Below are 26,659 nucleotides of genomic sequence, written 5' to 3' on the forward strand. Positions count from 1 at the left end.
ATTTCTTATGCTGCTTCTGTTTGTTTGACTGTTTCTACATATTGTTTTGCTTTCTCATTATCGAATTCGCCTTCCCACTTCGACATAACAATGGCCGCTAATGCATTTCCTAATACATTGACAGCTGAGCGAATCATATCTAAAATGCGGTCAATCCCCGCAATTAACGCGATACCTTCTAGTGGTAAGCCCATTGAACCTAACGTCGCTAATACAACAACGAACGAGGCACCTGGAACTCCCGCCATACCTTTGGATGTTAACATGAGAACGAATAATAACGTTATTTGCTCCGTCAGTGACATGTGTACGCCATACATTTGCGCAACAAACAATGCCGCTAACGCTTGATAAATAGCCGATCCAGTCAAGTTAAATGTATAACCTGTCGGAATTACGAAAGAGGCAACTGCCTTTGGACAACCGAACTCTTCCATTTTTCTCATTATATTAGGTAAAACAGCTTCTGAACTTGCTGTCGTAAATGAAAGAATAAGTTCTTCTTTTAAAATTTTCATTAATGTAAAAATGTTTACTCCAACCATTCGCGCATTAATACCTAATACAATCACAACGAATAGTATAACAGTTACATATACAGCTAGCACTAGTTTTCCTAGCGGAAGTAATGTTGCTACACCAAATTTCGCAACTGTAACGGCAATTAATGCAAATACACCAAATGGTGCGAACTTCATAACTTGATTCGTAACCCAAAACATCGCCTCAAGTACACCTTCAAAGAAGTTAAAAACAGGCTTCCCCTTGTCTCCAATTGCTGCAACTCCTAAACCGAATAACACAGAAAAGAATATAATTGGTAATAAGTCACCTTGTGCAATCGATTCAAATACGTTTTTCGGTACAATGTGAACAATCGTTTCAGCAAAACCTTTCTTCTCTGTTGCATCTGCTGTTTGTTTATAAGAAGAAATATCACTTTGCTGTAAGTTATTCATATCAACGCCAGTACCTGGTTGGAATATATTCGCTGCAAGTAATCCCATTAAAATAGCAATCGTCGTAATAATTTCGAAATAAAGAATTGTTTTACCGCCCAGTTTCCCAAGCTTCTTCATATCTCCTACACCAGCTACCGCAACAATTAATGCTGAGATAACAATTGGTACTACAATCATCTTAATTAAGTGAATAAATATATCCCCGATTGGTGTGATATAAGAAATCGCTGCTTTATTGCCATAAAAGACTGCCCCTACTACAATCCCTAAAACAAGCGCGACAAAGATTTGTGTTGCCAATCCAAATTTTTTCATTTATGTTCATCCCCTTCATGCGAACGCTTTCAATTTGTATTTATAAAAGCTACTCACACATCTTATAAGTGAACCTACAAAATCATACAAAAACCTACAAGTTCGTCACAAAAAATTCGAAAATTTTTCTTTTCTTTTTCATTGACACCATTTTGTGAAAAACTGATAAAATATACTTGATATGTAATCAGATTGTTTCGTATAATCAAAAAGATATATACTTACAACAAATCGAAATGAAAAGGAGTGGATGTTATGAAAAACTATACAAAGCAATTCGTCCTATCTTCTTCTTTTCTTTTTCATTTTCTTAAAAAGGAACAAAGGCATTCGCCTTTGTTCCTTTTTTATTGCGATCTATATAGGGGGAATTGTTATGAGGCCATATAAACGTGTCTTAATTAAATTAAGCGGCGGTGCACTTGCCGATCAAACTGGAAATAGCTTTAACTCCAAACGATTAGAACATATCGCAAACGAAATTTTATCCATTGTTGATTTAGGTATCGAAGTATCCATCGTCATCGGTGGCGGTAACATTTTTAGGGGCCACCTAGCTGAAGAATGGGGCATTGATCGCGTAGAAGCTGATAATATCGGTACGTTAGGTACAATCATTAACAGCTTAATGCTTCGCGGTGTTTTAACAAGTAAAACAAATAGAGAAGTGCGAGTTATGACGTCTATTCCATTTAATGCAGTAGCTGAACCATACATTCGCTTGCGTGCAGTCCACCATTTAGATAACGGTTATATCGTTATCTTTGGAGGCGGAAACGGGCAACCGTTCGTTACTACAGATTATCCAAGCGTACAAAGAGCCATTGAAATGAATAGTGATGCCATATTAGTCGCAAAGCAGGGTGTCGATGGTGTCTTTACAAGTGATCCAAAGCATAACAAGTCAGCAAAAATGTACAGCAAACTAAACTATAATGATGTTGTTAGACAAAATATACAAGTGATGGATCAAGCGGCATTACTGCTTGCCAGGGACTACAATTTACCAGCACATGTCTTTAACTTTGATGAGCCTGGGGTCATGAAGAAAATATGTTTAGGCGAACATGTGGGGACGTTAATAAATGATGATGTTACGATGCTTGTGCATGAAAAATAATGATTTTCCACAAAAAAGGGTGCCTTTTGTAGGCACCCTTTCCTAATTCATCATCACAAATAAAAATCAGCCAATCCCCCCAACTTTTCCTTACAACGCTCCCAAAAAGATAACTTCTCAAAAAACTCTTTCGTCATTTCTTTTGAATCACGAAAATCCTTTGTTAACGCCTTATTTACGTCTGATACGATAGTTCCACCATGAATATACAAATTCATCTCATCATTTATATAGAAACTTCGCGCAGTTATGTTCGTTGTACCGATAACAGTTAATTCATTATCAATCAGCATTAACTTCCCATGAAACATCCCTTTTTTATAACCGTATACCGTAATCCCATTATTAACAGCTTGACGAATATAAGGATACGCTGCCTCTTTAATAAGGGGAATATCGGGTTTATATGACCATAGTATTTTTACTGTAACACCACGTTTTTGTGCTTCAATTAGAGCATTCATTAATTCTTTATTTTTTGCTATAAAATAAGGTGTTGTAATGACGATTGAATGCTTCGCTTGTTTTATTAACTCTATATATTTTTCAACGACGTGATGTCCATTGTAGCTAACCATTGTATGTAACGTGTTCCCTTTACTGATCTTATTCGTACTCCTCTTTATATCCTCTTTCGTATCTCGTTTCCAATCTAAAGCGAACTGTTCTTCTAAATCTTTTGCTCCTTCTCCCCTTATTCGTACATGATAGTCACGCCAATATCCAAATCGCTTATCTTTCCCTAAATACTCATCCCCAATATTAAAACCACCCGTATAGCCAATCTCCCCATCAATCGTCGTAATACGGCGATGATTGCGATGGTGAAGTGAATAAAATCCGAACGGTAATTCAGGTTTTCTACTATATGTAAAATGTACACCACTTTCCCGCAATTCATTTATCATCTTTCTTTCAAATGATAAATCATTAATGCGATCAACTGATAAATAAACGTTTACACCTTCTTTTGCCTTCTCTTTTAATAAGTTTAAAAAAATATAGCTACTTTTATCATCCGACAAAATAAAAAAATAAGTGTAAATGGAGTTTTTCGCTTTTTTAATATCTTCAAATAGCTGCTCATATAATGATTTTCCTTCTACATATAATTGAAAATCACTATAATGAGGCGCATACTCTGTCGGCATGTTTTTCCCAGCTTCCATTTTCCTACCTAAGGTAACATCGATATGCATCCAAATTAAAATAAAAACGAAAATCGCAATAATAATAGAAGTAACTCGTAATATTTTTTTAATCATTTTGGTTTCCTTCCGATCAAATTACTTTTTACTCCGTAGTGTTTCATTTAAATATGATTTCATACGAAATGTATTTCTATTGATGCTAAACGATTAAAGGAGAGAGAAATATGAAAAGAGGAAAAACCCCTATTGTTTTTATCCCAGGCCTTTTCGGTTCAATGAGCAATATTATTATTCCCGGTACCGGTAATTGGAGCTTTGGACTTTCTGCGTTTGTTTATGAGCCATTCATCATGATGTTAGAAAGTATGGGGTACAGACGAAATAAAGACTTGTTCATCTGTTTTTATGACTGGCAGCAGCGCATTGTTTTTTCTACACAAAAATATTTATTACAAACGATTGCCTATGCGAAAAAAATTACAGGTTGCGATAAACTAAATCTAATATGCCATAGTATGGGCGGGCTTCTTGGACGTACTTACGTTCAAAGTGACGAATATAAAAATGATGTGAATCAGCTTATTATACTCTGTACACCAAACGCTGGATCTCCGGCAAATTATAGTTATTGGACTGGAGGTAGTCTTCCTGTCCATGCCTCTTCTAAAATAAATATCGTCCATTTTTATATGGAACAATACATTCACTATTTAGGTACCTTACATAACATGAATACAGTTGAGGCGATACATCTTTACTTTCCAGGATTACAAGATGTTATTCCTTGTAAAGATTACGGGAATTATTTATTTATAAGATCTGGATCTTCGATTACATTTCTTCCTTATAATAAGATGAAAACGAAAAACCCTTTCCTCGATACATTAAATGAAAATAGATTTATGATACAAAAAAGAAATATTGAAACTACACTCATTGCCGGAGATGGAGAGGAAACCATTCAATATTTACAAGTTGTCCCTTCACACTCCAAACTGAAATGGACAGACGGCAAAGTAGTCGGTGATTCACTTACAAAACATGGTGACGGTAACGCTGTTCTACATAGCGTTTTTCTTCTAGACGGAAATAAATATGCTGTGCATGCTTCACATAACGAAGTACTCTACAAAAGCATTCCTATATTACAAAAGATACTCTAAATTACAAACAAAAAAGGTGCGGCATTAAGCCACACCTTTTTATATTTAAACAAAATTCCTCGCATCATTATTTCTTCCAAACTTATAAATCGCAATTAAGAAGAATGCAATCGCGAAACCGAATAAAATTAAGATGTTTAAATACAACTCAGAGAATGGAATTCCTTGTTGTAATTTTGCTATCGTGTCTAATAACCAGCGCTGCGGAAGGAAATCAGCTACTTTTTGTACTGCTTTTGGCATAATATCATATGGAAAATAACATCCAGCAAGCAAACATGTTGGTACTATCACTATATTTTGCATTGCATTTGAAGCGGCTGAATTTTTTGAAAAGGACACAATGACTAATGATAAACCAATTGCGATTAAAGCAAATATCATAAGCACACCAATCATTACTATGAAAGGCATATTAATATTTGTGTGAAAAACATTCGTCATAAATAATACCGCAATGACAATTTGTACTGTTAATATCATCATATTCACTGCGACATTAGATAATATAAATTTCTTTCCATCAATCGGCGTTGATAATAATCTAAAGTACGTTCTGTTCTCTTTTTCTTTTAAAATAAATCCTGATAAGTTTACCGCTGAAAATAACATAAACATAATAAGATAGCCCATCGTTTGATTTGTCATATCTTTATTTTTCGAAGTATCTTCAAGTGTCTCAGACTTTACTTTAAATGAACTTTTTTGATAACCAGCGTACATACTATTAAACGTACTTTGATCCGCCCCTGCTACTTTACTAATTGATGCTACATTATCAATATAGTTATATAAATATGATTTTATAAATACTGTTACTTGATCACCTTTAATCGATGAAATCTCAATATGATCAGGTTTCCCCTCTCGAACACTTGCAGAAAAACCTGAATCCAATGTAATCACACCATCAAGTTTTTTGGAAGTGAGTTTATCTTCTACTTCAGACTCTTTAATTTTACTTACATTTACATGATTTAATCCTTCTAAAAATTTCACCGTATCATTTGCTATCGGCTGATTTTCTTTATTTACAATCCCGATATTTAAGGTTCCTTGCCCTACATTTCCGTATATCGAGAAGGAAATGAGCGTCCCTATTATCGGCAAGCTAATTATAATGAGTAAACTTTTTTTATTTTTCAAAAGCACAGATAACGTTTTTTGTATGAGCCATAAAATATCCTTCATACTATAGCCCCTCCCGTCTACGTAATGCGATAATTGCAATTAATAAAAAGAGTGCAGAAATTCCAAGATTTAAAGAGATTACCGGCAGTGCCGCTCCCATATCATTTGCATAAATAATTTTCATAACAGCTGTATTTGCCCACGTTAATGGTGATAAATTCGTAACGAAATTTTCTTCTATTACGAAATATGCACCTCCAAAAATAGAAGCTAATTGCACAACAACCATAATAATCGCTCTAGATGCTTCAGGTGTTTTTGTAATATATCCAATCCCTAAACCAAAGCTAATTGCTAGAAAGACTTCTGTTAATACAATAAGAAATATGATTCCAAGATGGTCCCCCCAATTCGCTTGAAAGACAAATTTACTAAATAACATGACGAGTAATATGCACAGGGCATTTGCTACAAGACTACCGAGCACTTTCCCAATGAAAATTTCAGCCTTACTTATAGGTGCAGCAATAAGGCGATCTCCTGTTTTACGTATTCGTTCACCTCGAATTAGGAAACTCGCTCCCATCGCAGCGTACAGGGCAATCATCGTCGTCATTACAACAGCATAGTAATCCATAGAACCTGGTTTTTTCGCCGCCTGTAAAGATGTTTCTTTTATATAGTCATTATGATTTCCGTTTGAAATAACTGCGCTAACCTTACTAGGATCTACTTTTGCAACTTCGACCGCTACATTATACTTATCAACAAATGTTGTAAGCATTCCTTCTACAATACTGCCCTCAACACTACTTCTGTCGCTGCCGTAAAATTTCGCACCGTCTTTATTTAATTCTACATATGCAGCATATTTATTTTGCTTCACTTCTTCTTTCCCATCTATACCTTCAGAAGCTTTTTTGAAATGAATACCTGATTTATCCACTTCTTTCGTAAATGCTTCAAATGATTGAGAAAACGTGCTACCTGCTTCATCTTTATATAACACTTGTATATCTTTAATCGAATGACTATCACTATTAAATGCGTTCGTTAACGCTGTTCCTAACACAAGCATAAGCACAATTGGAAATGCTAACATAAAAACTAAAGTTCTTACGTCCCTGAAATCTCTTTTAATATGCATAACTGCTATATTGAAGATGTTCAATCGATGAACCTCCCTTTACCTTTTCTTCATTTACTTTTTATTTATCTCGTAAGTTTCTTCCAGTCAACGTAAGAAATACTGTTTCTAAGTTCGGAGCCTGCTCCTCTAACGAGCGAATTTCAATATCGTGATTAATGAAATGCTGAATAATTTTATTTAAATTATTTAATCCTGCATCAGAATTCACTTTAATTACGTTCTCTTCAATTTGAACAGCTTTCACACCGCTTATCTCTTTTAATTTTTCTACATCTAAATTTTCTACTGATTTGACTTCAATCCAAATATCTTTCGTATCTGTAATAATCGCTTTTAACTGTTCTTTCGTTCCTTCTGCAATTACTTTACCGTGATCGACAATTGCGATTTTCGTACAAATCTCTTCTACTTCTTCCATGTAGTGGCTCGTATAAATAATTGTACTTCCCATTTCATTTAACTTCCGGACAGATTGAAGGATATAGTTTCTTGACTGCGGATCAATTCCAACTGTCGGTTCATCCATAATAATTAACTTCGGTCTATGTGCGATTGCACAAGCGATATTTAGCCTTCTTTTCATCCCACCAGAAAAGTTTTTCGGATAACTTTTCTGTTTATCACTAAGTCCCACAAATTGAAGTGCTTCTTCTACTCTCGCTTTTAGCTCAGCCCCTCTTAATCCGTACAACCCAGCAAAGAACTTCACATTTTCATAGGCAGTTAACTCTTCATAAATCGCAATATCTTGTGGAACGATACCAATGTTCATCTTTGCGAAGCGGTTATGTTTCTTTATATTTTTTCCTAGTATGCTAATTTCACCTTCATTACTTCTTAACAATCCAGCAATCATATTTATCGTTGTACTTTTACCAGCACCATTTGATCCTAAAAAGCCAAATATTTCACCTTCTTTAATAGATAAAGACATGTTATCTACCGCGATGAAATCACCAAATTTTTTCGTTAAATTTTTAATTTCTAATGTATTCATCATTTCACCCCTATTTCGGTTTCTCTGCTTTTAGTATAAACAAAAAAAATGAACCTGCTCAGTGCAGAAGTTCATTCTTTTCACATGAGAATATTCACTTTTTTCATATGAGATGGTTCATCTTCGTCCCATTCTCTTATATCGGAAACAACATTGTCACTGAAAAACCACTTGTTCCATCTACAATAATTTTTCCGTTTACTGACGCTGTTCGCTCCTCCATCCCCATAATACCGAGACCTTTCTTAACAAGAGCTGCGCCTTTTCCGTTATCCTTCACTTGCACCTTAACCATCTTGTTAAGCACATGAATATCTATGGAAATCACTGTCGCATCGGCATATTTCATCGCATTTGTTAATGCTTCTGTAACATTCTCACCGATAATTTTCCACTGAATGGGAGAAATCATATCTAAGTCCCCTTTGTATACGAAAGGAATATTCACATCATTCTTACTGGCAAATTCCTCTATGAATAATTTCATACGGTGAATGCCAATTTGCTCAGTTGGTGGCTTCATATTTTTTAATGTAATGCGAATACTTTCAATTCCATCTTTTGAAATATGAATTGCATTTTGTAATAACTCCGCAGATTTTTCTTTATCTATCCCCATTAATCTCTTTGCTGCTTCCATTTGAATTAGTGCACCCGTCATCGAGTGACCAATTTTATCATGAATTTCTTGTGATAACCGATTTCTTTCTTCTAACTTAAACGTGTATTCTGATTGTCTTATGTACTCTTTATTTTCATGTAAGCTCTTCGTAAGTCGTTGCATATCTTTTCGCATCTTATCATTTTGCGATTCAAGCTTTACTACACGCGATATATATCGATCTGCCATAGTTAAAACGAGAAAAGAAAATGCAACAATTAATCCATAAGTCATTCGAATACTTTCATCTGTAACCGTAATTGGGAGCATCATAATGACAAAGCGTGACCAATTCTTGTCTATGTAATGGAATGTAATTTCGTATAAGTTCAAAGGTAAAAACAAAATAAAAAATGGATGAACCCTCCATGTTAATAACATAACTACACTAATTGAAATACAGATTAATATTTTTTTGTACGTATCTTTTTTAAATATAGAGATCAGCACGTTTACAGAAAGATATAAAAGCAAAGCAAATATAACCCATGGTAAGTTCGTAACATTTGAATGTATGTAACTGAACACAATATATAAAAAAACAATTAATTTACTTACCGTTAACCAAAATTCCATATCATTAATCTACTTTCCCTGTTAAGTAATAAATCGCAATTTGTGTGCGATGTTCAAGTCCAGTTTTCCCTAAAACTGATGTAATATAATTTGCAATTGTTCCTTCAGATATAAAAAGCTGTTTCGAAATTTCTTTATTTGAGAAACCTTTTGCAATTAATGCGATAATACTAAGCTCCCTTTCTGTGAAAAGGCTCTTATCAATTTTACATGCTTCCTCTTTACTTTCCATTAAATTAGACTTAATTTTATCAAGGACTACATCTTGCATAACAGTTTGACCGTTATAAACCCCTTTTATCGCATCACGAATACGCTCCGGATCGTTATTTTTTAATAAATAACCTTTCGCTCCGTTTTTTACTGCATCCAAAATATATTCATCATCATCAAACGTCGTTAAAATAAGCGGTTTTGTTTTCGTCTCTTCACAAATGAACTTCGTCGCCTCTACCCCGTTCATATTTGGCATACGAACATCTAAAAGAGCAATATCAACTTCATGCTTTTTACAATATGCTACAGCTTCTTCCCCATCATTTACAGTATCTACCACTTCAAACTCTTCATATGTATTTAAAATAATTTTCATGCCTTCTCTAATAAAAGAGTTATCATCCGCTATTAATATTTTAATTTTCATTTTTGTTAGTATGGCCCTTTCCCTACTAACATTCACATCCTTTCTTCCCGTAACATTTCCTACTTGCTCATTATATACTTCTGCTTACCATTTTTTCACACCTTTTTTCATCTAGCTCTCCTGCAAAAAAATATATTATTTTTTTTTACAAAATGTGTAGGGTGACTTATCATTTCTTACGTCTATATAATAGAATGGGTCAAAAAGGAGGGAGAGACCGATTGAGGAAAAACAATTAATTGAAAAAGCACAGCAAGGAAGCGAGCATGCTTTTCGTATCCTTGTACAAACATATCGTCATTATATTTTTCAAGTTATCTTTTCTATTTTAAGACATGAAGAAGATGCTAAAGATGTTACACAAGAAGTATTCGTAAAAATTCACACCTCTCTCCCAAATTATCAATTTCGCGGATTAAAAACGTGGATGGCACGTATTGCCACCAATCACGCTATTGATTATAAGAGAAAGAAAGCTAGAGAAAACGAAGAACTCTCCTTATGTAAAGAAACTGAAGAAAATATAAAGTCCTCTCATAATATCGAGGCTTTATTATTGACGAAAGAGCAAAAATTACTCATTGCTCAAAAACTGAGAGAACTTCCGGAAAATTACCGTGACATCGTTCTCGCGCATTACTTAGAGGAAAAAAGTTATCAAGAAATTGCTTTCCAAGAAAACATCGAAGTGAAAACAGTCGAAATGAAACTGTATCGGGCAAGAAAATGGATAAAAAAACATTGGAAGGAGGAAGAGTTTCTATGATGCATTATTCAAAAGAAGATTGGCGCAATTATACATTAGATTTTATAGCAAGCAATGAACGTGAATCTATGGAAGAACACCTTTATGAATGTGATCATTGTTTAGCACTTTATATGGAAAGTATTGATGAACAACATGAAAACCTTCCAATGATAAATGATGATTCATTTACAAACGAAGTTATGACGCAAATTAATTTTGAAACGCTACAACCTAATGAAAATATAAAAACAAACTCACTAAAGCGCACGATTATTCACTACATAATTGCAACTGCGGCTACAATTATTTTCATGGTAAGTGGTTTATTCCAATTTATTTTCACAGCGGCATCAAATTTCGAGAAATCTTCCAAAGAAAATGAGACTTCTATCTCACAACAAATTGTAAACAAATCGGTAGACACATCAAAAAAGGACGGAGGTTCAAAGCATGATTAAAAATCCCTTTTTAGCACTTGTATTAGGGCTAATTCCTGGGCTTGGACATTTATACTTAAAAAAGATAGGACGGTTTATTTTATATAGCGGAGGAGCTTTATTACTATTTATTGCTACAGCAGGTATTACAGTTCTCTACGGAGATCATAGAATTATTTTTCTTCTCCTATTTTTATTTGCAGCTTTATGGACAATCAATTTAATTGACTTAGTCATTACCCTTATTAATCAATCACAAAAACAAGGTGCAGAAAAAAATCTAGAAACTACTAAAGAAAGTGAAAGATTTTATATTATTCTCCTATCCATCATCCCTGGACTTGGACATTTTCAATTAGGACTTATGCAGCGTGGTCTTACATTTTTAGTTGCATGTACGGGCCTAGGTAGCATGATTATATTTGTGACATTATTAACATCTCAAGGAAGTTTCCTTATCTTCCTTATTACGTTACCTGTTTTATGGATTTATAATTTCTTTGACGTTGTTCAGCAACTACAGAAAAAAGAACGCGGCGAGCAATTAGTTGACCGTACTATTTTCGAAGATTTTGAAGAGCACCGTGAACAAGGAAAGAAAAATAAAACATTTGCTTCTATTTTAGCAATGTTCCCCGGAGCAGGACATATGTATTTAGGTTTACAACGCCGTGGTCTTCAGCTTATGGCAGCCTTTTTACTATCAATTTATTTACTCGACTTATTAAGACTTTCTGCATTTTTATTTTTAGTACCAATTATTTGGTTCTATAGCTTTTTTGATGCGTTACAGCAAACAGCAAAATACGGAAAAGAACGCGTAAATGACGAACCTATCATTGATTATTTTATAAATCATCAAAGATGGATTGGTATCGGATTAATTACACTCGGTGGTTATTATTTATTAAATCAAACAGTCCTTCCGATTTTGAATGATTATTTTGTAACTATATTTAATATTCATCTTAGCGAACTATATTATCGCTATTTCCAAACATCTATCGTTGCTCTCCTTTTAATTGGTGGCGGCTGTAAATTGTTACTTGGAAATAAAGAAAACAAAGGTGGGACAAGCGAATGAGGACTTGGCGTGTTGGAACATTCTCAATGGGGCTTTCTATTATATCGTTAGGATGCTTTTTACTATTTTCAGTCGTAAAAGGAATTCAAGTATTAGATACACTAACTGCATGGTGGCCAGTTTTACTTATCATACTTGGAGCTGAAGTTTTACTATACCTTCTATTCTCTAAAAAAGAGCAATCTTTTATTAAATATGATATTTTTAGTATTTTCTTTATCGGTGTTTTAGGAAGTGTCGGAATTGCTTTTTACTGTTTATTATCAACTGGATTACTAGAAGAAGTTCGTCATTCTATTAACACAACGAGGCAAACGAGTAATATTCCAGACGGACAATTTGATATACCTGAATCTATCAAAAAAATCGTAGTAGATGCGGGACATCAACCTCTAACGATAGAGGGAAATAATACAAATCAAATTCATCTTTTGGGAACTTATGAAATGACGACGAAAGCAAATGAAAAACTCAATTTAAAACGAGATGATTTCCTTTCGGTTCAAACGGCTGGAGAAACGATGTACATCACTTTAAAATCATTACCTGTTCAGCATACGTTATTTAATTCAGCACCACAGGTGAAACCAACACTTGTTCTTCCGCAAAATAAAAATGTGGAAATCCGTGCTTCAAATAACGAACTATCTCTTTATCCAGGTCAATTACAAAATAATTGGTTTGTACAGGAAAGCTCAAGAGTCTCTGTCCATCTTGCAAAAGAGAGTGATGTATCTTTAACAGCAGTAACAAATCAAAAAGAAACACATGAAAGCACACCTTGGGAACAAGTAGAAGATTTAACGAAAAAAGAAAATACTTCTTCAGAAGAACATCCAGAATTAAACAACCAAGAACATTGGTATAAAAATTCGATTAAAACTGGAAATGGCACGTACAAGTTAAATATTGAGAAAGCTTATAATTTAAATATGAGCGTTATTGAAAAATAAGAAAAACCTTCCACAATTGTGGAAGGTTTTTCTTATATAATTGCTTTAATTCCTTCTAAAATTAATCCAATCATAAATCCGCACACAGCACCGTTCACACGGATCCACTGCAAATCTTTACCGACATTATTTTCAATCATTTCGATTAATGTTTTATCATCTAACTTATCAAGGTTTTCTTGTACAAGCTTACCGATTTTCGAATGGTTCTTCTCAACAAGATTCACAACTTGTTTTTGTAACCAATCTTCTATTTTTTGAACAGTCTGTTCGTCTTCTTTTATTTTATTCATTTGTTTTTGTAAAAATGGAATAACATATTTATCAGCAAATTCTTCATTATTTACAAAAGCAACTGCTCTTTGTTGTACTTGCTCCAGCAACTCTTTTATTTTATCAGTAGCATTCCAATTCGCAATCCACTTTTCTTTCCAATTTTCTAATTCCTGTAATAATGCTCCATTTTCTTTTACATTGATAATTTCTTGACGAATCTTCGCTAATATAAGTTGTCTTGTGCTATTATCAGCCTCTTGTAAGCTGTTAATATTGCTAATGATAAACTTCTGCAAAATGCCACCAATTTTATCTTCATCTACAATATTCATAAATGATTTCAAAGTAAACTGCAAGAACCCATCTACTTTTATATTTTCCATTGCCTTCATACCTAAGCTTCCGAGTTGGTAACGAGCTTCATCTTGCGCTGTCCAATCTTTCACTTTTACTAATATGTGATCAAGTGTCTTTTCATCATATTCTTGCACAACTAATTGATCAACAAGCACTTGTAAAATGTTACTTGTATTAATTGTATGTAAATATGTTTTTAATTCTTTTTCAATAATAACAGCTAGCTTTTCTGTATCTATTGTTACAATCGCTTTCTCTGCAATCGTTACAATCCCCTTTTTCACAGCATCAGACTGTATTTCTCTTTCAGCAATTTGCAGCACCATTTGTGCTAACTGCATCTCTTTTACTTTATTCGTAATACTTTCTTTCGTCAGCCATTCATTTTCTAACGTATGAATAAGCCCTTTCGTTACCCGTTTACGATTTTTAGGTAACAATGCGGTATGCGGAATTGGGATTCCCATCGGATGACGGAACAATGCTGTAACCGCGAACCAATCCGCAAGTCCACCAACCAATCCGGCTTCAAATCCCCCTTGTATAATCTCCCCTGCTACCGTTCCATGAAAAGGGATGGTAGCTGCAAAGCCTACACCCATAACCCCAAGCGAAATGCCCGCTATATATTTAGTCTGTAATGACATCGTATACACATCCTCTTATTATGTAAAATAAAGCTTTTTGTTGTATTTATTCAATATTAGTTATCCTTTATATATACTATAAAGAACTATTATGAAAATAACAAAGATTTTTATGTACATGAAAAAAATGAGGCTACAACTAGCCTCATTTTTCTTATATCGTTAATTCTAAACCTTTCTTATAATAATCACTCATTACATCTTGTGGAACCATACTTCCACCCGTTCCCCACACAATATGAGTACCTTTTGTCACCTTCTCTGTTAACTGTTGCTTTTGTAAATACTCATCTTCTTTACATACTTTCACTGGCCCTATCATACCTGCTAGTGCAGAAGGCTCTAAATAAATATCCTCCGTATCAGCCAGTTCTTTTAACAATCTATATAACTCTTCATCGCTTACTGTATAATTTCCACTTAAAAATGGTTCCATCGTTTTCCCAACAAATCCAGATGGCCTTCCTACCGCAAGTCCATCCGCATCTGTTACATTATCAATTCCGATATCTTGAACGGCAATTTTGTCATGAAGGCCTGTCATTAAGCCGAGTAACATACATGGAGAGTGAGTAGGCTCTGCAAAAAAACAATGAACGTTGTCTTTATACAATAACTTTAACCCAAATGCTACTCCGCCAGGTCCGCCCCCGACACCACATGGTAAATAAACGAATAGAGGATGTTCTTCATCTACTACAATCTTTAACTCTTCTAATTGCTTTTGTAAACGCGATGCCGCTACTGCGTATCCTAAAAATAAATCATGTGAATTTTCATCATCTACAAAATAACAGCTAGAATCAGCATCAGCTTGCCTTCTTCCTTCTTCTACAGCTTTACTATAATCATCTTCATATTCAATAACATTTACACCTTTACTTCTTAATAAATCTTTTTTCCATTGTTTCGCATCTGCTGACATATGAACAGTGACATTAAAACCTAGTTTTGCACTCATAATCCCAATACTCAATCCTAAATTACCTGTTGAACCTACCGCAATTGAATATTTCGCGAAAAACTCTCTACATGTATCACTATCTAAAATAGAATAATCATCTTCTTCTGTTAACATTCCGTGCTGCAATGCTAATTGTTCAGCATGTTTCAACACTTCATAAATGCCGCCCCTAGCTTTTATTGATCCTGATATTGGAAGATGACTATCACATTTTAATAATAATTCTCCTAAAATAGGTTGCTCGTAATTTTTCTCTAAAGCTTCTTTCATAGAAGGTATTTTCACTAAAGGTGATTCAATTATGCCGTTCGTCTCTTTCGTTTCAGGAAAAACTTTCGCAATATATGGTGCAAAACGCTTTAATCTCTCTTCCGCGTCTTTTACATTTCCTTCATTCAGTGGCGAGTCTTTTATTGCCGTCTCATACTTTTTCGTATTCGGATTCATCCAAAAGACTTCTTCCGTTGCGATTAGCTTGTTTAATAGTGCATATTGTTCTTTTAATTTCTCTATTTCCTTCATTCCTCTTCCTCCTCATCACCTTGTAGCTTGCGATTTAATAAATTATAATTAAATTAATTTTAATATAGTTTAACACAAAAATTAATTTTAGTTTAATTTATTTAAATATAATTTAATAATCATTAAGGAGATTTTCATTATGGAAAATATAGATATTGGTAAAAAGATTGAAAAACAAAGAAAAGAAAAGGGTTTAACTAGTAAAGAACTAGCAAAGATGGCCGATATTACACCATCTATGTTAAGTCAAATTGAGCGCGGGTCTGCTAACCCTTCTATTCAAACATTAAAAGTGCTTGCTAAAGCTCTTGATGTTCCAACATTTAGTTTTTTACTAGAAGAAACAAATACAGACGATTTAATTGTACGTTCCCATAAACGAAAGAAAATGATTATCGATAATTTATCATATGAAATGCTTTCACCTGATTTTACTGGAAATTTAGCAACAGCAATTATGACTATCCCGCCTAATACAGCTTCATCAGAAAATGTACTAGAACATAAAGGAGAAGAATTAGCATTTGTCTTAGATGGGAAAATCACATTATATTTAAACGAGGAAGAATACATATTAGAAACTGGCGATAGTGTAAAAATACCTGCTTATTTAAAGCATAAATGGGTGAATCATTTTGAGAGAAATGCGGTAGTTTTATTTTCTGTTACTCCACCGATTTTTTAATGTATGTAATAAAAAAATAGCCATGCACGGGGAATATCCGTTAATGGCTATTTTTTATTTTTTCGGCACCAACAAAATCCCTAAACTAATAATACAAAAGCTCATTATTTGCTGTGCCGATAGACCAAACTGAACCGAATTTTGTTCACTAACAAGCGAAATAATGATTTGAGCAAACCCCTCAACAATTAGAAAAATACTTATATTCTTTCCATTTCCGAGCCTTTCATTTTTCATCCATAACAAGCCCATTATACAAAGAGCAAGGATGATCTCGTATACGAAAATAGAGTGATATAAAAATTTAGATTCATATATGTTCATTCCCCATGGTAGTGTCGTTTGTGCACCTACTTCATGATGAAATAGAAAATAAAAAATAATACTCATACATAGCCCAAAAGGCAGTACATCAAGTAAAATACGAAGCGGAAATTGCTCCTTTTTACTTTTCAAAACAATGTATACACTAGCAATTACGCATCCTACTACAATATGTTGCATACTTCCAACAGCTAATAATGCTTGCACTGGCGATCCCAAAGCCCATATCGGATTTAAAATTGCCGGTGCAAACTTCCATACAAATACGATGATAAGAAAAGCATTTGTTACGACATCCATCATTTTTTCATATGATACATTTTGATGCCTCATCTTTCGTTTCATCAACATAAATCCAAATAGACTTCCAATTATAAGAGATACGGGTTGTAACCTCACGATCCACTCCATCATCACGAAATCCGCTCTTAACTCTCAATCAATTTCTTAAATTTCTTTTCTAATTGGTCTGGTGGTAATACCCCTCGTACATGATCTACGATAATTCCATCTTTATTAACGAAAAATGTCGTCGGTAAAGAGAATACTTTATAATCTTGGCCAGCTACTCCATCCATATCTAGTAGAACAGGAAACTCAAATCCATAGCGATTAGCAAATGCGCTTGCTTCTTGTACCGGGTCACTAACAGTTGCATTCACCGCAAAAATTTCAACATCCTTTTTATATTTATCATACATATGAACTAAGTCAGGTGCCTCCATTTCACACGGCCCACACCATGATGCCCAAAAATTAATGATATACGGTTTTCCCTTTGCATCATTTAACGACTGCAACTTTCCGTCTAATCCTTTTAATGTGATACCAGGTGCTTTAAAACCTACTTGTGGTAATACTTCTTTCTCTTGTAACTTTGCTTGCTTTGCTTTTCTTTCCTGCTCTTCTTTCTTTGAATTATAAAAGTTAACACCCGCCCAAACGAGGGCACCTACTAGTATAATAGCAATTAGTTTCTTCACTTTTCTTCCTCCTTATTTTTAAAAACCTGTAAATCCACCGAATAGACGAATAAAACAGTAAAAAGCATGATAATATAAATGACAATACCTCTTATCACACTACAATGAGTAGTGTTTGTTCATAAAAAAAGAGGCTATATGCACTCTCCAACAATAAGTACAGTCAACACACAGAATAAACCTATTGTTACATATACCGAATTCGTATGTAACGGGATATTAAGCTTCACAACTTTTTCATTTAACACTTGCTCGATTCGTAAATTTATTGCTGTTTTTGCAAATGAAGCTGTAACACATCGATTTTCTATTGTCTTTATTTTAATTAATTTTAATAACGCACTACCTAACTCAAATGAAGATTTCATTTTTTGTATCGTATATTTATCTGCTGCTAACTCTTGATACGTATGATATCGTTGTAACAATCCTTTTAATATCGGAATGTACAACATTCCTTCTGCTAATAACGTAAAACAAAATAATTTTAGCGGATCTCGGTTATTTTGATGATATTCTTCGTGGAAAATAATCGCTTCAATTTCTTCATCTGAAAATGTCTGAAGCAAACCTTCTGATACGACAACTTTCGGACGAAATAATCCAATTGTGAACGCTGCAACTTCCGCAGTCGGTAGTATATGTATTTGTTTCCCTTTTCTAATGAATGGGATAAGTGCTTTTTGCAATTTTTTACTATAGAAAAATTGCCGCCAAATTCTTTTGCACACGATTAATACAGTAAATAATAATAACCCAGCTATTATAATACGAATCGTTGATAGTTCTTTCATATGTTTTTCTAACTGAAACAAGCAAAATTTTGAAAGGAAGAACGCCTTATTTTGAAAAAGAAATGGATATGTAACGTAATACAATAGCATGCTGAAAAAGAGGGTACTAACAATGACCGCTAACAATACGATTTTACGCATTTGCCATTTCATTTCATCGATCCTCTTTTTTTAACTGATTCAATTTGTCTTCTAATTTTTTTATTAAATTCGGATCAGCCTGCTCTAGCTCATCTATCATATGAGTTACAACTAAATCTCCAAATTCCCCCATTAATTCCTGTGTCATTTTCTTCGTTTGATTGGATAAAAATTCTTCTTTCGTTTGTACAGCACGATATATACCACTTCTTCTCACAGTCTGTTTTTCTAAGTGTAATTTCTCTACTAACCTGTTCATAACTGTCATAACAGTATTAAAATTCACAGGCGATTCTTCACTTAATTTCTGCTGGACTTCTTTAATAGTGATACCTTCAGTAGACCAAATGATCTCCATAATTTTCGCTTCAAGCGGTCCAAAGAAGTGATTTAATCCTTGCTCATTTAATTTATAGTTTTGCGTAAACATCGTATGGCTCCTTTCACACTACGAATTGTAGTATAAATTAAATGAGAGGTCAAACGCGAGTAATATAAACTAAAATTCACTACCTATAAATAAGTACCTCATTCTATATATTATAAGCCTAACTTATCTCCAAATGTATCAAAGAGATACTGCTCTAATATTTGTACACTAAACTTCTCATTACGCCCAAGTGCAAATAACTCCCGATCTTTCGCTACGATAGTATCTAACGGAATAACTACATTATCTACTATTTTTGTAATTTCAATTATATTACTTTTCACGTTTACTTCTGTTTTAAATTCAACATTTTCTAATACTATATGTGAACGCCTTCCTGATGCAAAAAAAGTAAAATTAGGATTTTTAACAACGCCAATTTCAGTCTCTAACGCATATAAATAGTGAAAAATCATATCTCTATGTCCATCTTTTATTATTTTTTCATCCTTCTCATCATCTAAGTATTCTTTCAGCTTCGTTGTAAATTCAAATCGAAAATCCACTTTTTTCACGCTCCCTCTTTGTATTTCATATTAAATAAATATATTGAAATAATTTTACCATATTGTAATACAAGTTCCTATTAAAAGTAAAAACTGTTTTATAAAATCTCTATTATTTCCAATTCCTTTTTAAAATATAAGCACGAATTCAATATGAATGAATACGTCATTATATCTATTTAAACATATTTTTTCCATATTTTGAAACAATAGTATGAAATATTATATATCGATAAAGTGAAACTTTAATCAGCGGGATTTCCTTTACTATTCCGATATACTTAAACCACATTTTCTAATTATTGATTACATTACAGAAGGAATGTAAGTCTCTTCTATCGAATTTTTATATAACAAAAATGATTAGGTGGTGCTTTACTATGAAATTAGCTGTCATTGGTGGCGGTGATTTACAAGATTCAAATCACTTGCCTATTAATGAACGCCTTATAGAATTAACAAATAAACCGTACCCAAAAATATTATTTATTCCAACGGCTAGTCATGATGATGAAAGCTATATAAAATTATTTTTAGACACGTTTGAAAAACAATTACATTGTGAAGTACAAATTTTACGTACTATAACAGATTCACCTTCTAAGTATGAAATAGACGAGATGATTGATTCAGCCGATTTAATTTATCTTGGTGGCGGGAACTATATTCAAATGCTTACATACTGGAAAGAACATAGAATCGATAAAAAATTATTATTGGCTCTGCAACAAGGAACACTTATTGCTGGTTATAGCGCTGGTGCTATGTGTTGGTTCATGTCTAGTATCCGATCAGATTATGAAGGTTCTGGTTATATAGAGAGTAACGGGTGGGGAATTGTTAATAAAAGATTTTGCCCACATTATAATCAATTAAACCGAATGAACGCCTTCCATTCCTTTTTACAAAATCATCAAGGGAATATAGAGGGAATTGCACTGGAGGATAATTGCGCTTTATATATTACAGAGGAATCCTTTGAAATTATCGGCGAACCGGAAAAAGCGTGGGAGTTTTATATGAGTGATAAAAAATTCATTAGACAACATTTTGACATAACTTTAAAAAGCTATTTATAAACATACACTTATGAAAAAAAAATGTCCCTAAGTTTAATAACTTAGGGACATTTTTACTATTTAACTAACTAATCGTGTAATTCGTTTCTTTTGCCATGAAAGCTTATAATACGCATACTGCAATATTAAGCTGACAATAAATGCCGCTGGGTATCCGATCCAGATCCCTTCTATTCCAAGACTTGTATGGTAAGAAAGATAATATGCTACGGGTACTTCAACTAACCAAATTGAGACAACACCAATAACAGTTGGCCAAAGTACTGTACCACTCGCTCGCATTGTCGCACTAATAATTTGTGCATGACCGAAAATTAAATAACTCCATAATGTAATCATAACTAAGCTATGAGCAATTTCAATTGTAGTTTGACTCGTTAAAAATAGCGATAAAATGTCTCTTGAGAATAAGTAAATAAGAGATATTAACACACCACCAATGACATAGTTCATAATAATTCCGGCCTTCACCACTTTCTGCAATCGATCAAATTGATTCGCACCAATCGATTGTGCCGCGAAAATGGAAACTGTAATACCAAGACTAACAGCTGGCATTTGCACATAACTTGCAACTTGATTCACAACGCCGTAAGCAGCTGTTGCATCCGAACCGTAGCGATTTACAAACGCGATTACGGCAATCTCAGATAATGAAACCAATATCATGTTAATACTCGCTGGTATACCGAGTCGTAACAATAACTTTAATAAGCCCCAGTCCATTCGAAGATATTTTCTTACTGTGCCATCTAGTTGTAGTGGATGATTTTTCTTTTTTAAATACACAAGCATGACAATAAACGTAATAACAGTAGATATAACAGAAGCATAGGCTGCCCCATAAACATCTAATTTTGGAGCCCCTAACCAACCAAAAATAAGAACTGGCAATAAAATCATATTTAGCGCTGTACTTACAATCAAAAAGTAAAATGGCGTTTTAGAATCTCCTGTACCTCTCATAAATGTTGTATATGCAAAATATAAAAATAATACTGGCATCGATATAAATAAAATTCTTGCATAATGTACACTTATTTCAATAATATTATTTGGTGTTCCCATAAGACGCATAATATCCATCGCAAAAATACTACCTACTATCGCTAACACAACTCCAATAATAAAAGTAAATGTAAGCGTCGTACCAACGATAGCTTTTAAACGATCTTCATTTTTAGCACCAAACGCCTGACCAATTAAAATAGAACTACCCGAACCAATTCCAATTACAAATGAAACAAGTAAAAAGAACAGCGGAAAGAATGCTGATATAGCTGCTAAATCATTCACACCAAGCCATCTTCCTACTACTACCATACCAAATAATTGTCCAACTGATTGTAGTACATTACTTAATAATAACGGTACTAAAAACATAGACATCGATTTCCAAATCGGTTTACTCTCACTTTCCAACTTATGTGACTCCGCACCTTCTTTATTGTTATCTGCAGGTGGTTTCAAATTTCATTTCTCCTTTTATTAAAAATCTTTTTTCAATATCTATCTCTTTGTATAGTTGTTATAATACTCTGCTTCTATTCATTTTCCTTTCGCATGATTATAACTTCACCCAATATTGACTTCCATCGGCTGTTCGATCTAAAAATCCATATTCGATTAAATATCTTCTTAAAGTTACGAAATCAGGGTATACATTTTCTATCACTGTATTTACTTCTTTCTCAGTATACTTTTTATTACTATCAAACTTCTTCACTAAATGACGCAATATAATTAATTTACGCTTTTGCTTCTTCGGAAATTTAGAAAGCGGTCCATCTAACCCATCCGGAAAATGTAATTTTAATATTTCATCATTTTCTTCTTCCGTAATATTGTAGCGATCATCCACCATCGTTGCTGTTCTATGAATTGGTACAAATTTTGTTTGTACTTTCGATTTTTCTTCTGATAATTCCATTAGCGCTAAAAATACTTTCGCCTGCTTCATTTTCTCTCGCAGTGTAAATCGATGATTACGAATTGTTGATGTACTTCCGCCGTCCATCTCTTTTACAATTTCTTTATCATTCAGTCCCATATGGAAAAACTGAACCATTTTCTTTTGCAAATCCGTTAACCCTGTAAATTTCTTATCCATATTTAATAAATAATCGAACATTGATGTATGCTCGTTTTGAATATGCAATTGGACGAACTTTTCTGCTTCATACAAAACTTGATTATCTTGATAAATAACCCCTTTAATAAACGTTTCACCACAAGCTAAGCAAATGTACTCCTCTGTTTCCTCATCAAACACATACCCTTTCTTTAACTCCTCTATTGACGCATCCCAAAACTTCTCTGAAATATCACTCACACTAAACACCCCTTCATAATGTTTATCTATAAAACAAACAAATTATAACATCGTTTATTAACACTCCCTCATCTTAACACACAAAAAACAGACATTTCAATATTTCGTCTGCCTATTTTATAAACTTTTTTCAAAAACATCTATTCAAAAAACTTTAAACAGGATTTAAAACAACGAAAAGCGAATATATGTCACGAACGAATCATTATAGGATGTGAAATAGAACATAACTATTCTTCAAGACCCTTGGTTTACTGTTAAACAAATTGTACAGAATGCATATACGATTAATGACTATGGACATTGGAGAAAAGTTCATTCCAAAACTTCAGCATTCAATTTTAACTACAAAAAAGGTGTTTCCGTATACGAAAACACCTTTTACCTTTTAAATATTCTATTTACAGTCTCTACTAAAACCTTACTTGTTTGTACAAATACATGCTTTCTGTTTCTGTCCTCAACAAATTTATTAGCACAACTACCCAGAAGCATCATACAACTAATTATAACTAGCACTACATTTCTATTCTTGTAAGTCACTTCTTGTCTCTCCACGATTACAACACTTCATTTAAATTTATCCCTATCAAGAAATTGTACACGAATAGTGAGTCGAAAGAATATGCAATTCTGCATATTCACACGTTTCATCACAATATTATGATTTAATTTAGTTAAAGAACAAGTATACCGAGGTGACTAACTTGAAGTTTAAAGCGAAAAAAAATCCATTCCACGTCATTTTCATTACATTATTTATAATTATTTTTTTCGTTTCGTTATTCTTCCAAAATGAACATTCTATTTTTTTCACTCTCATGATGCTATTAAATGTCGTGAATCTTTCTTCATTCTATTTTTCTCACTACAATATAACTGCATCATCTCTTATTGTAAAACACGGTTTCATATTTCATACTGAAATTCCATTTGAAGACATTCGTCACGTTAAATACTCCGGTAAAAAACTTCATTCAAAAAAATGGACTAGACAGCAATTAGAAATCCATTACAATTTATTTGACTCAGTAACAGTTTTTGTACCCCAAGAAGAAGAAAAGTTCATTTCACTCTTAAAAGAAAACTGCCCACAGATGAAAGTAATGAATATGCCTGCTAACAAATAATATATTTTGAAGCTTGCTGGATTGCAAGTAGATGAAACATAAAAATGAACATCAAAAAAGCCAAGATTCTATACGAAGAACCTTGGCTTTTTCTATTACTCTTTTGGAGCAATCATTTTCGTCGGATCTACAATTTCATCAAATTGCTCTTCTGTTAGTAGTCCAGATTGTAATGCTGCTTCTTTTAAAGTTAATCCTTCTTTATGAGCATGCTTCGCAATTTTCGCTGCATTTTCATATCCGATATGCGGGTTTAGCGCTGTTACAAGCATTAATGAACGATTCACATTTTCATTAATTACTTCTTCATCTGCTTCAATACCAACTGCACAATTGTCATTAAACGAAATAATTGCATCTGCTAATAAGTGCGCTGATTGTAAGAAATTATAAGCAATAACAGGTTTAAACACGTTTAACTCAAAGTTACCTTGGCTCGCAGCAAATCCAATTGTTGTGTCATTCCCCATCACTTGCGCTACAACCATCGTTAACGCTTCACTTTGCGTTGGATTTACTTTACCTGGCATAATAGAGCTTCCTGGTTCATTAGCAGGAATAATAATTTCCCCAAGACCACTACGTGGACCACTTGCAAGCCAACGTACATCGTTAGCTATCTTCATTAGATCCGCAGCTAATGCTTTTAATGCACCATGAGTATACACAACTTCATCATGGCTCGTTAATGCATGGAACTTATTTGGTGCAGAGACAAATTGTTTACCTGTAATTTGGCTAATTTCCTCTGATACCATCTCACCAAATTTAGGATGAGCATTAATACCTGTTCCAACCGCAGTACCACCAATTGCTAACTCTTTCATATATGTATTGCTCTCTGCAATCATACGCTCTGTTTTTTCAAGCATACGGTGCCATCCGCTAATTTCTTGCCCTAATGTTAACGGCGTTGCATCTTGTAAATGTGTACGACCGATTTTAATAATATGTTCAAATGCAGTTACTTTTTCTGCTAAAGTTTCTTTTAACTTCGTAATTGCTGGTAATACGTGATTTTCTATCGCAATTACACAGGCTACATGAAGCGCTGTTGGAAATGTGTCATTTGAACTTTGAGACATATTCACATCATCATTCGGATGAATATGTACGTCAGATCCCTTTTCTTTTAAAATTTGATTTCCGCGATTTGCAATTACTTCGTTCACATTCATATTCGATTGTGTACCACTACCTGTTTGCCATACGACAAGTGGAAAGTGTTCATTCCACTTCCCTGCAATCACTTCATCAGCAGCTTCTACAATTGCTACTGCTTTTTCTTCTGATAACTTTCCTAATTTTTGATTGCTAAGTGCTGCACTCTTCTTTAAAATCGCAAATGCTTTTACAATTTCTAGTGGCATTTGCTCTGTTCCAATTGGAAAGTTTTCTTTACTACGCTGTGTTTGCGCTGCCCATAATTTATCAGCTGGAACTTTTATTTCTCCCAATGTATCTCTTTCAATTCTGTACTCCATTTTTTCATCCCCTTGAAAATATAATACCTACATTTCTTATATTAACAGACTTCCAATCAAATGATAAGGATTCTCACTCTTAAAAATAGATATTCTATATTTATTTAAAAAAATTCCTCTTGACCTAAACTTAAGTTTAGGCTGTATCCTTTCCATTGTAACCTACTATAACACTACTGGAGGAATTCAATATGAAAAAATATGCTTTTATAACAGGTGCGAATAAAGGAATTGGATATGAACTTGTTCGTCAATTAGCAGAAAAAGATTATCACGTATTTTTAGGTGCTCGTAATCAACAACTTGGACAACAAGCCGCGGAATCTTTAAATGTTTCAAACGTTTCCTATATTCAAGTAGATATTTCAAGTTCACAATCCATTCAAAAAGCAATAAAGAAAATCTACGAAACGACTGACCACTTACATTTATTAATTAATAACGCAGGCATAGCGCTAGACTTCAATACGCTACCTAGTAAATTAAATATTGAAACTTTACGCCAAGGATTTGAAGTTAACTTTTTTGGCACATTCCAAATGATGCAAGCCTTTTTACCATTATTAAAGAAGTCAAGCAACAGTAAAATACTAAATGTAACAACTGACATGGCTTCACTAACAATGTTTGCTAATGGTGAAACACATCCAATTAATGCATTAGGATATAATTCTTCAAAAACAGCTATTAATGCTTTAACATTAGCTTTTAGTAAAGAATTTAGTACTAACGGACCAGAAGTTTTTGGGGTAACTCCTGGTTTTACAACTACTGATCTTAATGGAAATTCCCCTGGTGGCCATACAACCAATGAAAGTGCTAAAATTATTATTAAATATGCATTAAGTGAAACAAACTATAATGGTAAAATACTAAATAAAGATGGCATTATACCTTGGTAATAGAAGGATGAA

27 protein-coding genes are annotated in these 26,659 nt (G+C 33.6%); 10 read left to right on the forward strand and 17 right to left on the reverse strand.

Annotated elements, in window-relative coordinates:
* Positions 1-5: 5 nt before the first annotated feature.
* Positions 6-1,277, reverse strand: a complete 1,272-nt coding sequence (locus COK05_RS15145; RefSeq protein WP_098613223.1) for a cation:dicarboxylate symporter family transporter — start codon at positions 1,275-1,277, stop codon at positions 6-8.
* Between the two features lie 376 nt (positions 1,278-1,653).
* Between COK05_RS15145 and pyrH the strand changes: the two genes are divergently transcribed.
* Positions 1,654-2,397 carry a UMP kinase gene (gene pyrH, locus COK05_RS15150; RefSeq protein WP_001248059.1) on the forward strand — a complete coding sequence of 248 codons (744 nt, stop codon included), beginning with the start codon at positions 1,654-1,656 and terminating at the stop codon, positions 2,395-2,397.
* A 53-nt stretch (positions 2,398-2,450) separates the two neighbouring features.
* Here pyrH and cls read toward each other — a convergent pair whose 3' ends face one another.
* Entirely contained in the window at positions 2,451-3,662 is a 1,212-nt protein-coding gene (cls, locus tag COK05_RS15155) for a cardiolipin synthase (protein WP_098613224.1), read from the reverse strand.
* 110 nt (positions 3,663-3,772) lie between these two features.
* Here cls and COK05_RS15160 point away from each other — a divergent pair, with 110 nt between their 5' ends.
* Positions 3,773-4,711, forward strand: coding sequence for an esterase/lipase family protein (locus COK05_RS15160; RefSeq protein WP_098613225.1), 939 nt, complete (start codon positions 3,773-3,775; stop codon positions 4,709-4,711).
* Between the two features lie 45 nt (positions 4,712-4,756).
* On the opposite strand, the gene COK05_RS15165 is transcribed toward COK05_RS15160, so the two are convergent.
* The 5 genes from COK05_RS15165 to COK05_RS15185 all read right to left on the reverse strand — a co-directional run bounded on the left by COK05_RS15165 (position 4,757) and on the right by COK05_RS15185 (position 9,869).
* Entirely contained in the window at positions 4,757-5,902 is a 1,146-nt protein-coding gene (locus COK05_RS15165; RefSeq protein ID WP_098613226.1) for an ABC transporter permease, read from the reverse strand.
* Between the two features lies 1 nt (position 5,903).
* Positions 5,904-7,013 (reverse strand): ABC transporter permease, encoded by a 1,110-nt coding sequence (locus COK05_RS15170; RefSeq protein ID WP_098613227.1) that lies wholly within the window; start codon positions 7,011-7,013, stop codon positions 5,904-5,906.
* Positions 7,014-7,050: 37 nt separating this feature from the next.
* Positions 7,051-7,989, reverse strand: a complete 939-nt coding sequence (locus tag COK05_RS15175; RefSeq protein WP_098613228.1) for an ABC transporter ATP-binding protein — start codon at positions 7,987-7,989, stop codon at positions 7,051-7,053.
* A gap of 136 nt (positions 7,990-8,125) precedes the next feature.
* Positions 8,126-9,226 (reverse strand): sensor histidine kinase, encoded by a 1,101-nt coding sequence (locus COK05_RS15180; RefSeq protein ID WP_098613229.1) that lies wholly within the window; start codon positions 9,224-9,226, stop codon positions 8,126-8,128.
* Between the two features lie 4 nt (positions 9,227-9,230).
* On the reverse strand, positions 9,231-9,869 hold the full coding sequence (locus tag COK05_RS15185) for a response regulator transcription factor (RefSeq protein WP_098613230.1): 639 nt from the start codon (positions 9,867-9,869) through the stop codon (positions 9,231-9,233).
* A 277-nt stretch (positions 9,870-10,146) separates the two neighbouring features.
* On the opposite strand from COK05_RS15185, the gene COK05_RS15195 reads away from it, so the two are divergent.
* Genes COK05_RS15195 through exsE form a run of 4 tightly spaced genes read left to right on the forward strand, consistent with a single transcriptional unit; the run spans position 10,147 to position 13,091 of the window.
* Complete coding sequence (locus tag COK05_RS15195; RefSeq protein ID WP_098613231.1) at positions 10,147-10,635, forward strand: RNA polymerase sigma factor; 489 nt, start codon at positions 10,147-10,149, stop codon at positions 10,633-10,635.
* Positions 10,632-11,075, forward strand: a complete 444-nt coding sequence (locus COK05_RS15200; protein WP_098613232.1) for a hypothetical protein — start codon at positions 10,632-10,634, stop codon at positions 11,073-11,075. Before COK05_RS15195 ends, COK05_RS15200 begins: the two co-directional genes overlap by 4 nt.
* Entirely contained in the window at positions 11,068-12,138 is a 1,071-nt protein-coding gene (locus tag COK05_RS15205) for a hypothetical protein (RefSeq protein ID WP_098613233.1), read from the forward strand. Before COK05_RS15200 ends, COK05_RS15205 begins: the two co-directional genes overlap by 8 nt.
* On the forward strand, positions 12,135-13,091 hold the full coding sequence (exsE, locus tag COK05_RS15210; protein ID WP_098613234.1) for an exosporium protein ExsE: 957 nt from the start codon (positions 12,135-12,137) through the stop codon (positions 13,089-13,091). The genes COK05_RS15205 and exsE overlap by 4 nt, the downstream gene beginning before the upstream one ends.
* A 32-nt stretch (positions 13,092-13,123) precedes the next feature.
* Here exsE and COK05_RS15215 read toward each other — a convergent pair whose 3' ends face one another.
* Complete coding sequence (locus tag COK05_RS15215; RefSeq protein ID WP_098613235.1) at positions 13,124-14,371, reverse strand: DUF445 domain-containing protein; 1,248 nt, start codon at positions 14,369-14,371, stop codon at positions 13,124-13,126.
* Positions 14,372-14,525: 154 nt separating this feature from the next.
* Positions 14,526-15,857, reverse strand: coding sequence for a D-serine ammonia-lyase (locus COK05_RS15220; protein WP_098613236.1), 1,332 nt, complete (start codon positions 15,855-15,857; stop codon positions 14,526-14,528).
* Positions 15,858-15,996: 139 nt separating this feature from the next.
* On the opposite strand from COK05_RS15220, the gene COK05_RS15225 reads away from it, so the two are divergent.
* A complete protein-coding gene (locus COK05_RS15225) occupies positions 15,997-16,542 on the forward strand; it encodes a helix-turn-helix domain-containing protein (RefSeq protein WP_098613237.1) in 546 nt (181 codons plus the stop codon).
* 54 nt (positions 16,543-16,596) lie between these two features.
* On the opposite strand, the gene COK05_RS15230 is transcribed toward COK05_RS15225, so the two are convergent.
* From COK05_RS15230 to COK05_RS15250, 5 genes are all read right to left on the reverse strand, one after another.
* The gene (locus tag COK05_RS15230; RefSeq protein ID WP_141539117.1) at positions 16,597-17,277 is read right to left on the reverse strand and encodes a prolipoprotein diacylglyceryl transferase family protein; all 681 of its coding nucleotides are present in this window, start codon (positions 17,275-17,277) and stop codon (positions 16,597-16,599) included.
* Positions 17,278-17,294: 17 nt separating this feature from the next.
* A complete protein-coding gene (locus COK05_RS15235) occupies positions 17,295-17,849 on the reverse strand; it encodes a TlpA family protein disulfide reductase (RefSeq protein WP_098613239.1) in 555 nt (184 codons plus the stop codon).
* A gap of 134 nt (positions 17,850-17,983) precedes the next feature.
* The gene (locus COK05_RS15240; RefSeq protein ID WP_098613240.1) at positions 17,984-18,796 is read right to left on the reverse strand and encodes a M56 family metallopeptidase; all 813 of its coding nucleotides are present in this window, start codon (positions 18,794-18,796) and stop codon (positions 17,984-17,986) included.
* Between the two features lies 1 nt (position 18,797).
* Positions 18,798-19,214 carry a BlaI/MecI/CopY family transcriptional regulator gene (locus COK05_RS15245; RefSeq protein ID WP_098613241.1) on the reverse strand — a complete coding sequence of 139 codons (417 nt, stop codon included), beginning with the start codon at positions 19,212-19,214 and terminating at the stop codon, positions 18,798-18,800.
* 110 nt (positions 19,215-19,324) lie between these two features.
* Complete coding sequence (locus COK05_RS15250) at positions 19,325-19,720, reverse strand: DUF3942 family protein (protein ID WP_141539111.1); 396 nt, start codon at positions 19,718-19,720, stop codon at positions 19,325-19,327.
* Between the two features lie 380 nt (positions 19,721-20,100).
* On the opposite strand from COK05_RS15250, the gene COK05_RS15255 reads away from it, so the two are divergent.
* Entirely contained in the window at positions 20,101-20,799 is a 699-nt protein-coding gene (locus COK05_RS15255; protein WP_098613243.1) for a peptidase E, read from the forward strand.
* Positions 20,800-20,859: 60 nt separating this feature from the next.
* Here the strand turns inward: COK05_RS15255 and COK05_RS15260 are convergent, their stop codons facing one another.
* Entirely contained in the window at positions 20,860-22,269 is a 1,410-nt protein-coding gene (locus tag COK05_RS15260; protein ID WP_098613244.1) for an MATE family efflux transporter, read from the reverse strand.
* 97 nt (positions 22,270-22,366) lie between these two features.
* Positions 22,367-23,131: a DUF2087 domain-containing protein gene (locus COK05_RS15265; protein WP_098613245.1), complete on the reverse strand. Its 765-nt coding sequence runs from the start codon at positions 23,129-23,131 to the stop codon at positions 22,367-22,369.
* Positions 23,132-23,838: 707 nt separating this feature from the next.
* Between COK05_RS15265 and COK05_RS15280 the strand changes: the two genes are divergently transcribed.
* On the forward strand, positions 23,839-24,261 hold the full coding sequence (locus tag COK05_RS15280) for a PH domain-containing protein (protein ID WP_098613247.1): 423 nt from the start codon (positions 23,839-23,841) through the stop codon (positions 24,259-24,261).
* Positions 24,262-24,356: 95 nt separating this feature from the next.
* Here COK05_RS15280 and fumC read toward each other — a convergent pair whose 3' ends face one another.
* A complete protein-coding gene (gene fumC / locus COK05_RS15285) occupies positions 24,357-25,745 on the reverse strand; it encodes a class II fumarate hydratase (RefSeq protein ID WP_098613248.1) in 1,389 nt (462 codons plus the stop codon).
* A gap of 191 nt (positions 25,746-25,936) precedes the next feature.
* On the opposite strand from fumC, the gene COK05_RS15290 reads away from it, so the two are divergent.
* Positions 25,937-26,647: an SDR family NAD(P)-dependent oxidoreductase gene (locus COK05_RS15290; protein WP_098613249.1), complete on the forward strand. Its 711-nt coding sequence runs from the start codon at positions 25,937-25,939 to the stop codon at positions 26,645-26,647.
* The last annotated feature ends 12 nt before the right edge of the window (positions 26,648-26,659 follow it).

Origin of the sequence: Bacillus cereus, from assembly GCF_002567495.1 — a bacterium.
Taxonomy (GTDB): Bacteria; Bacillota; Bacilli; order Bacillales; family Bacillaceae_G; genus Bacillus_A; species Bacillus_A cereus_AQ.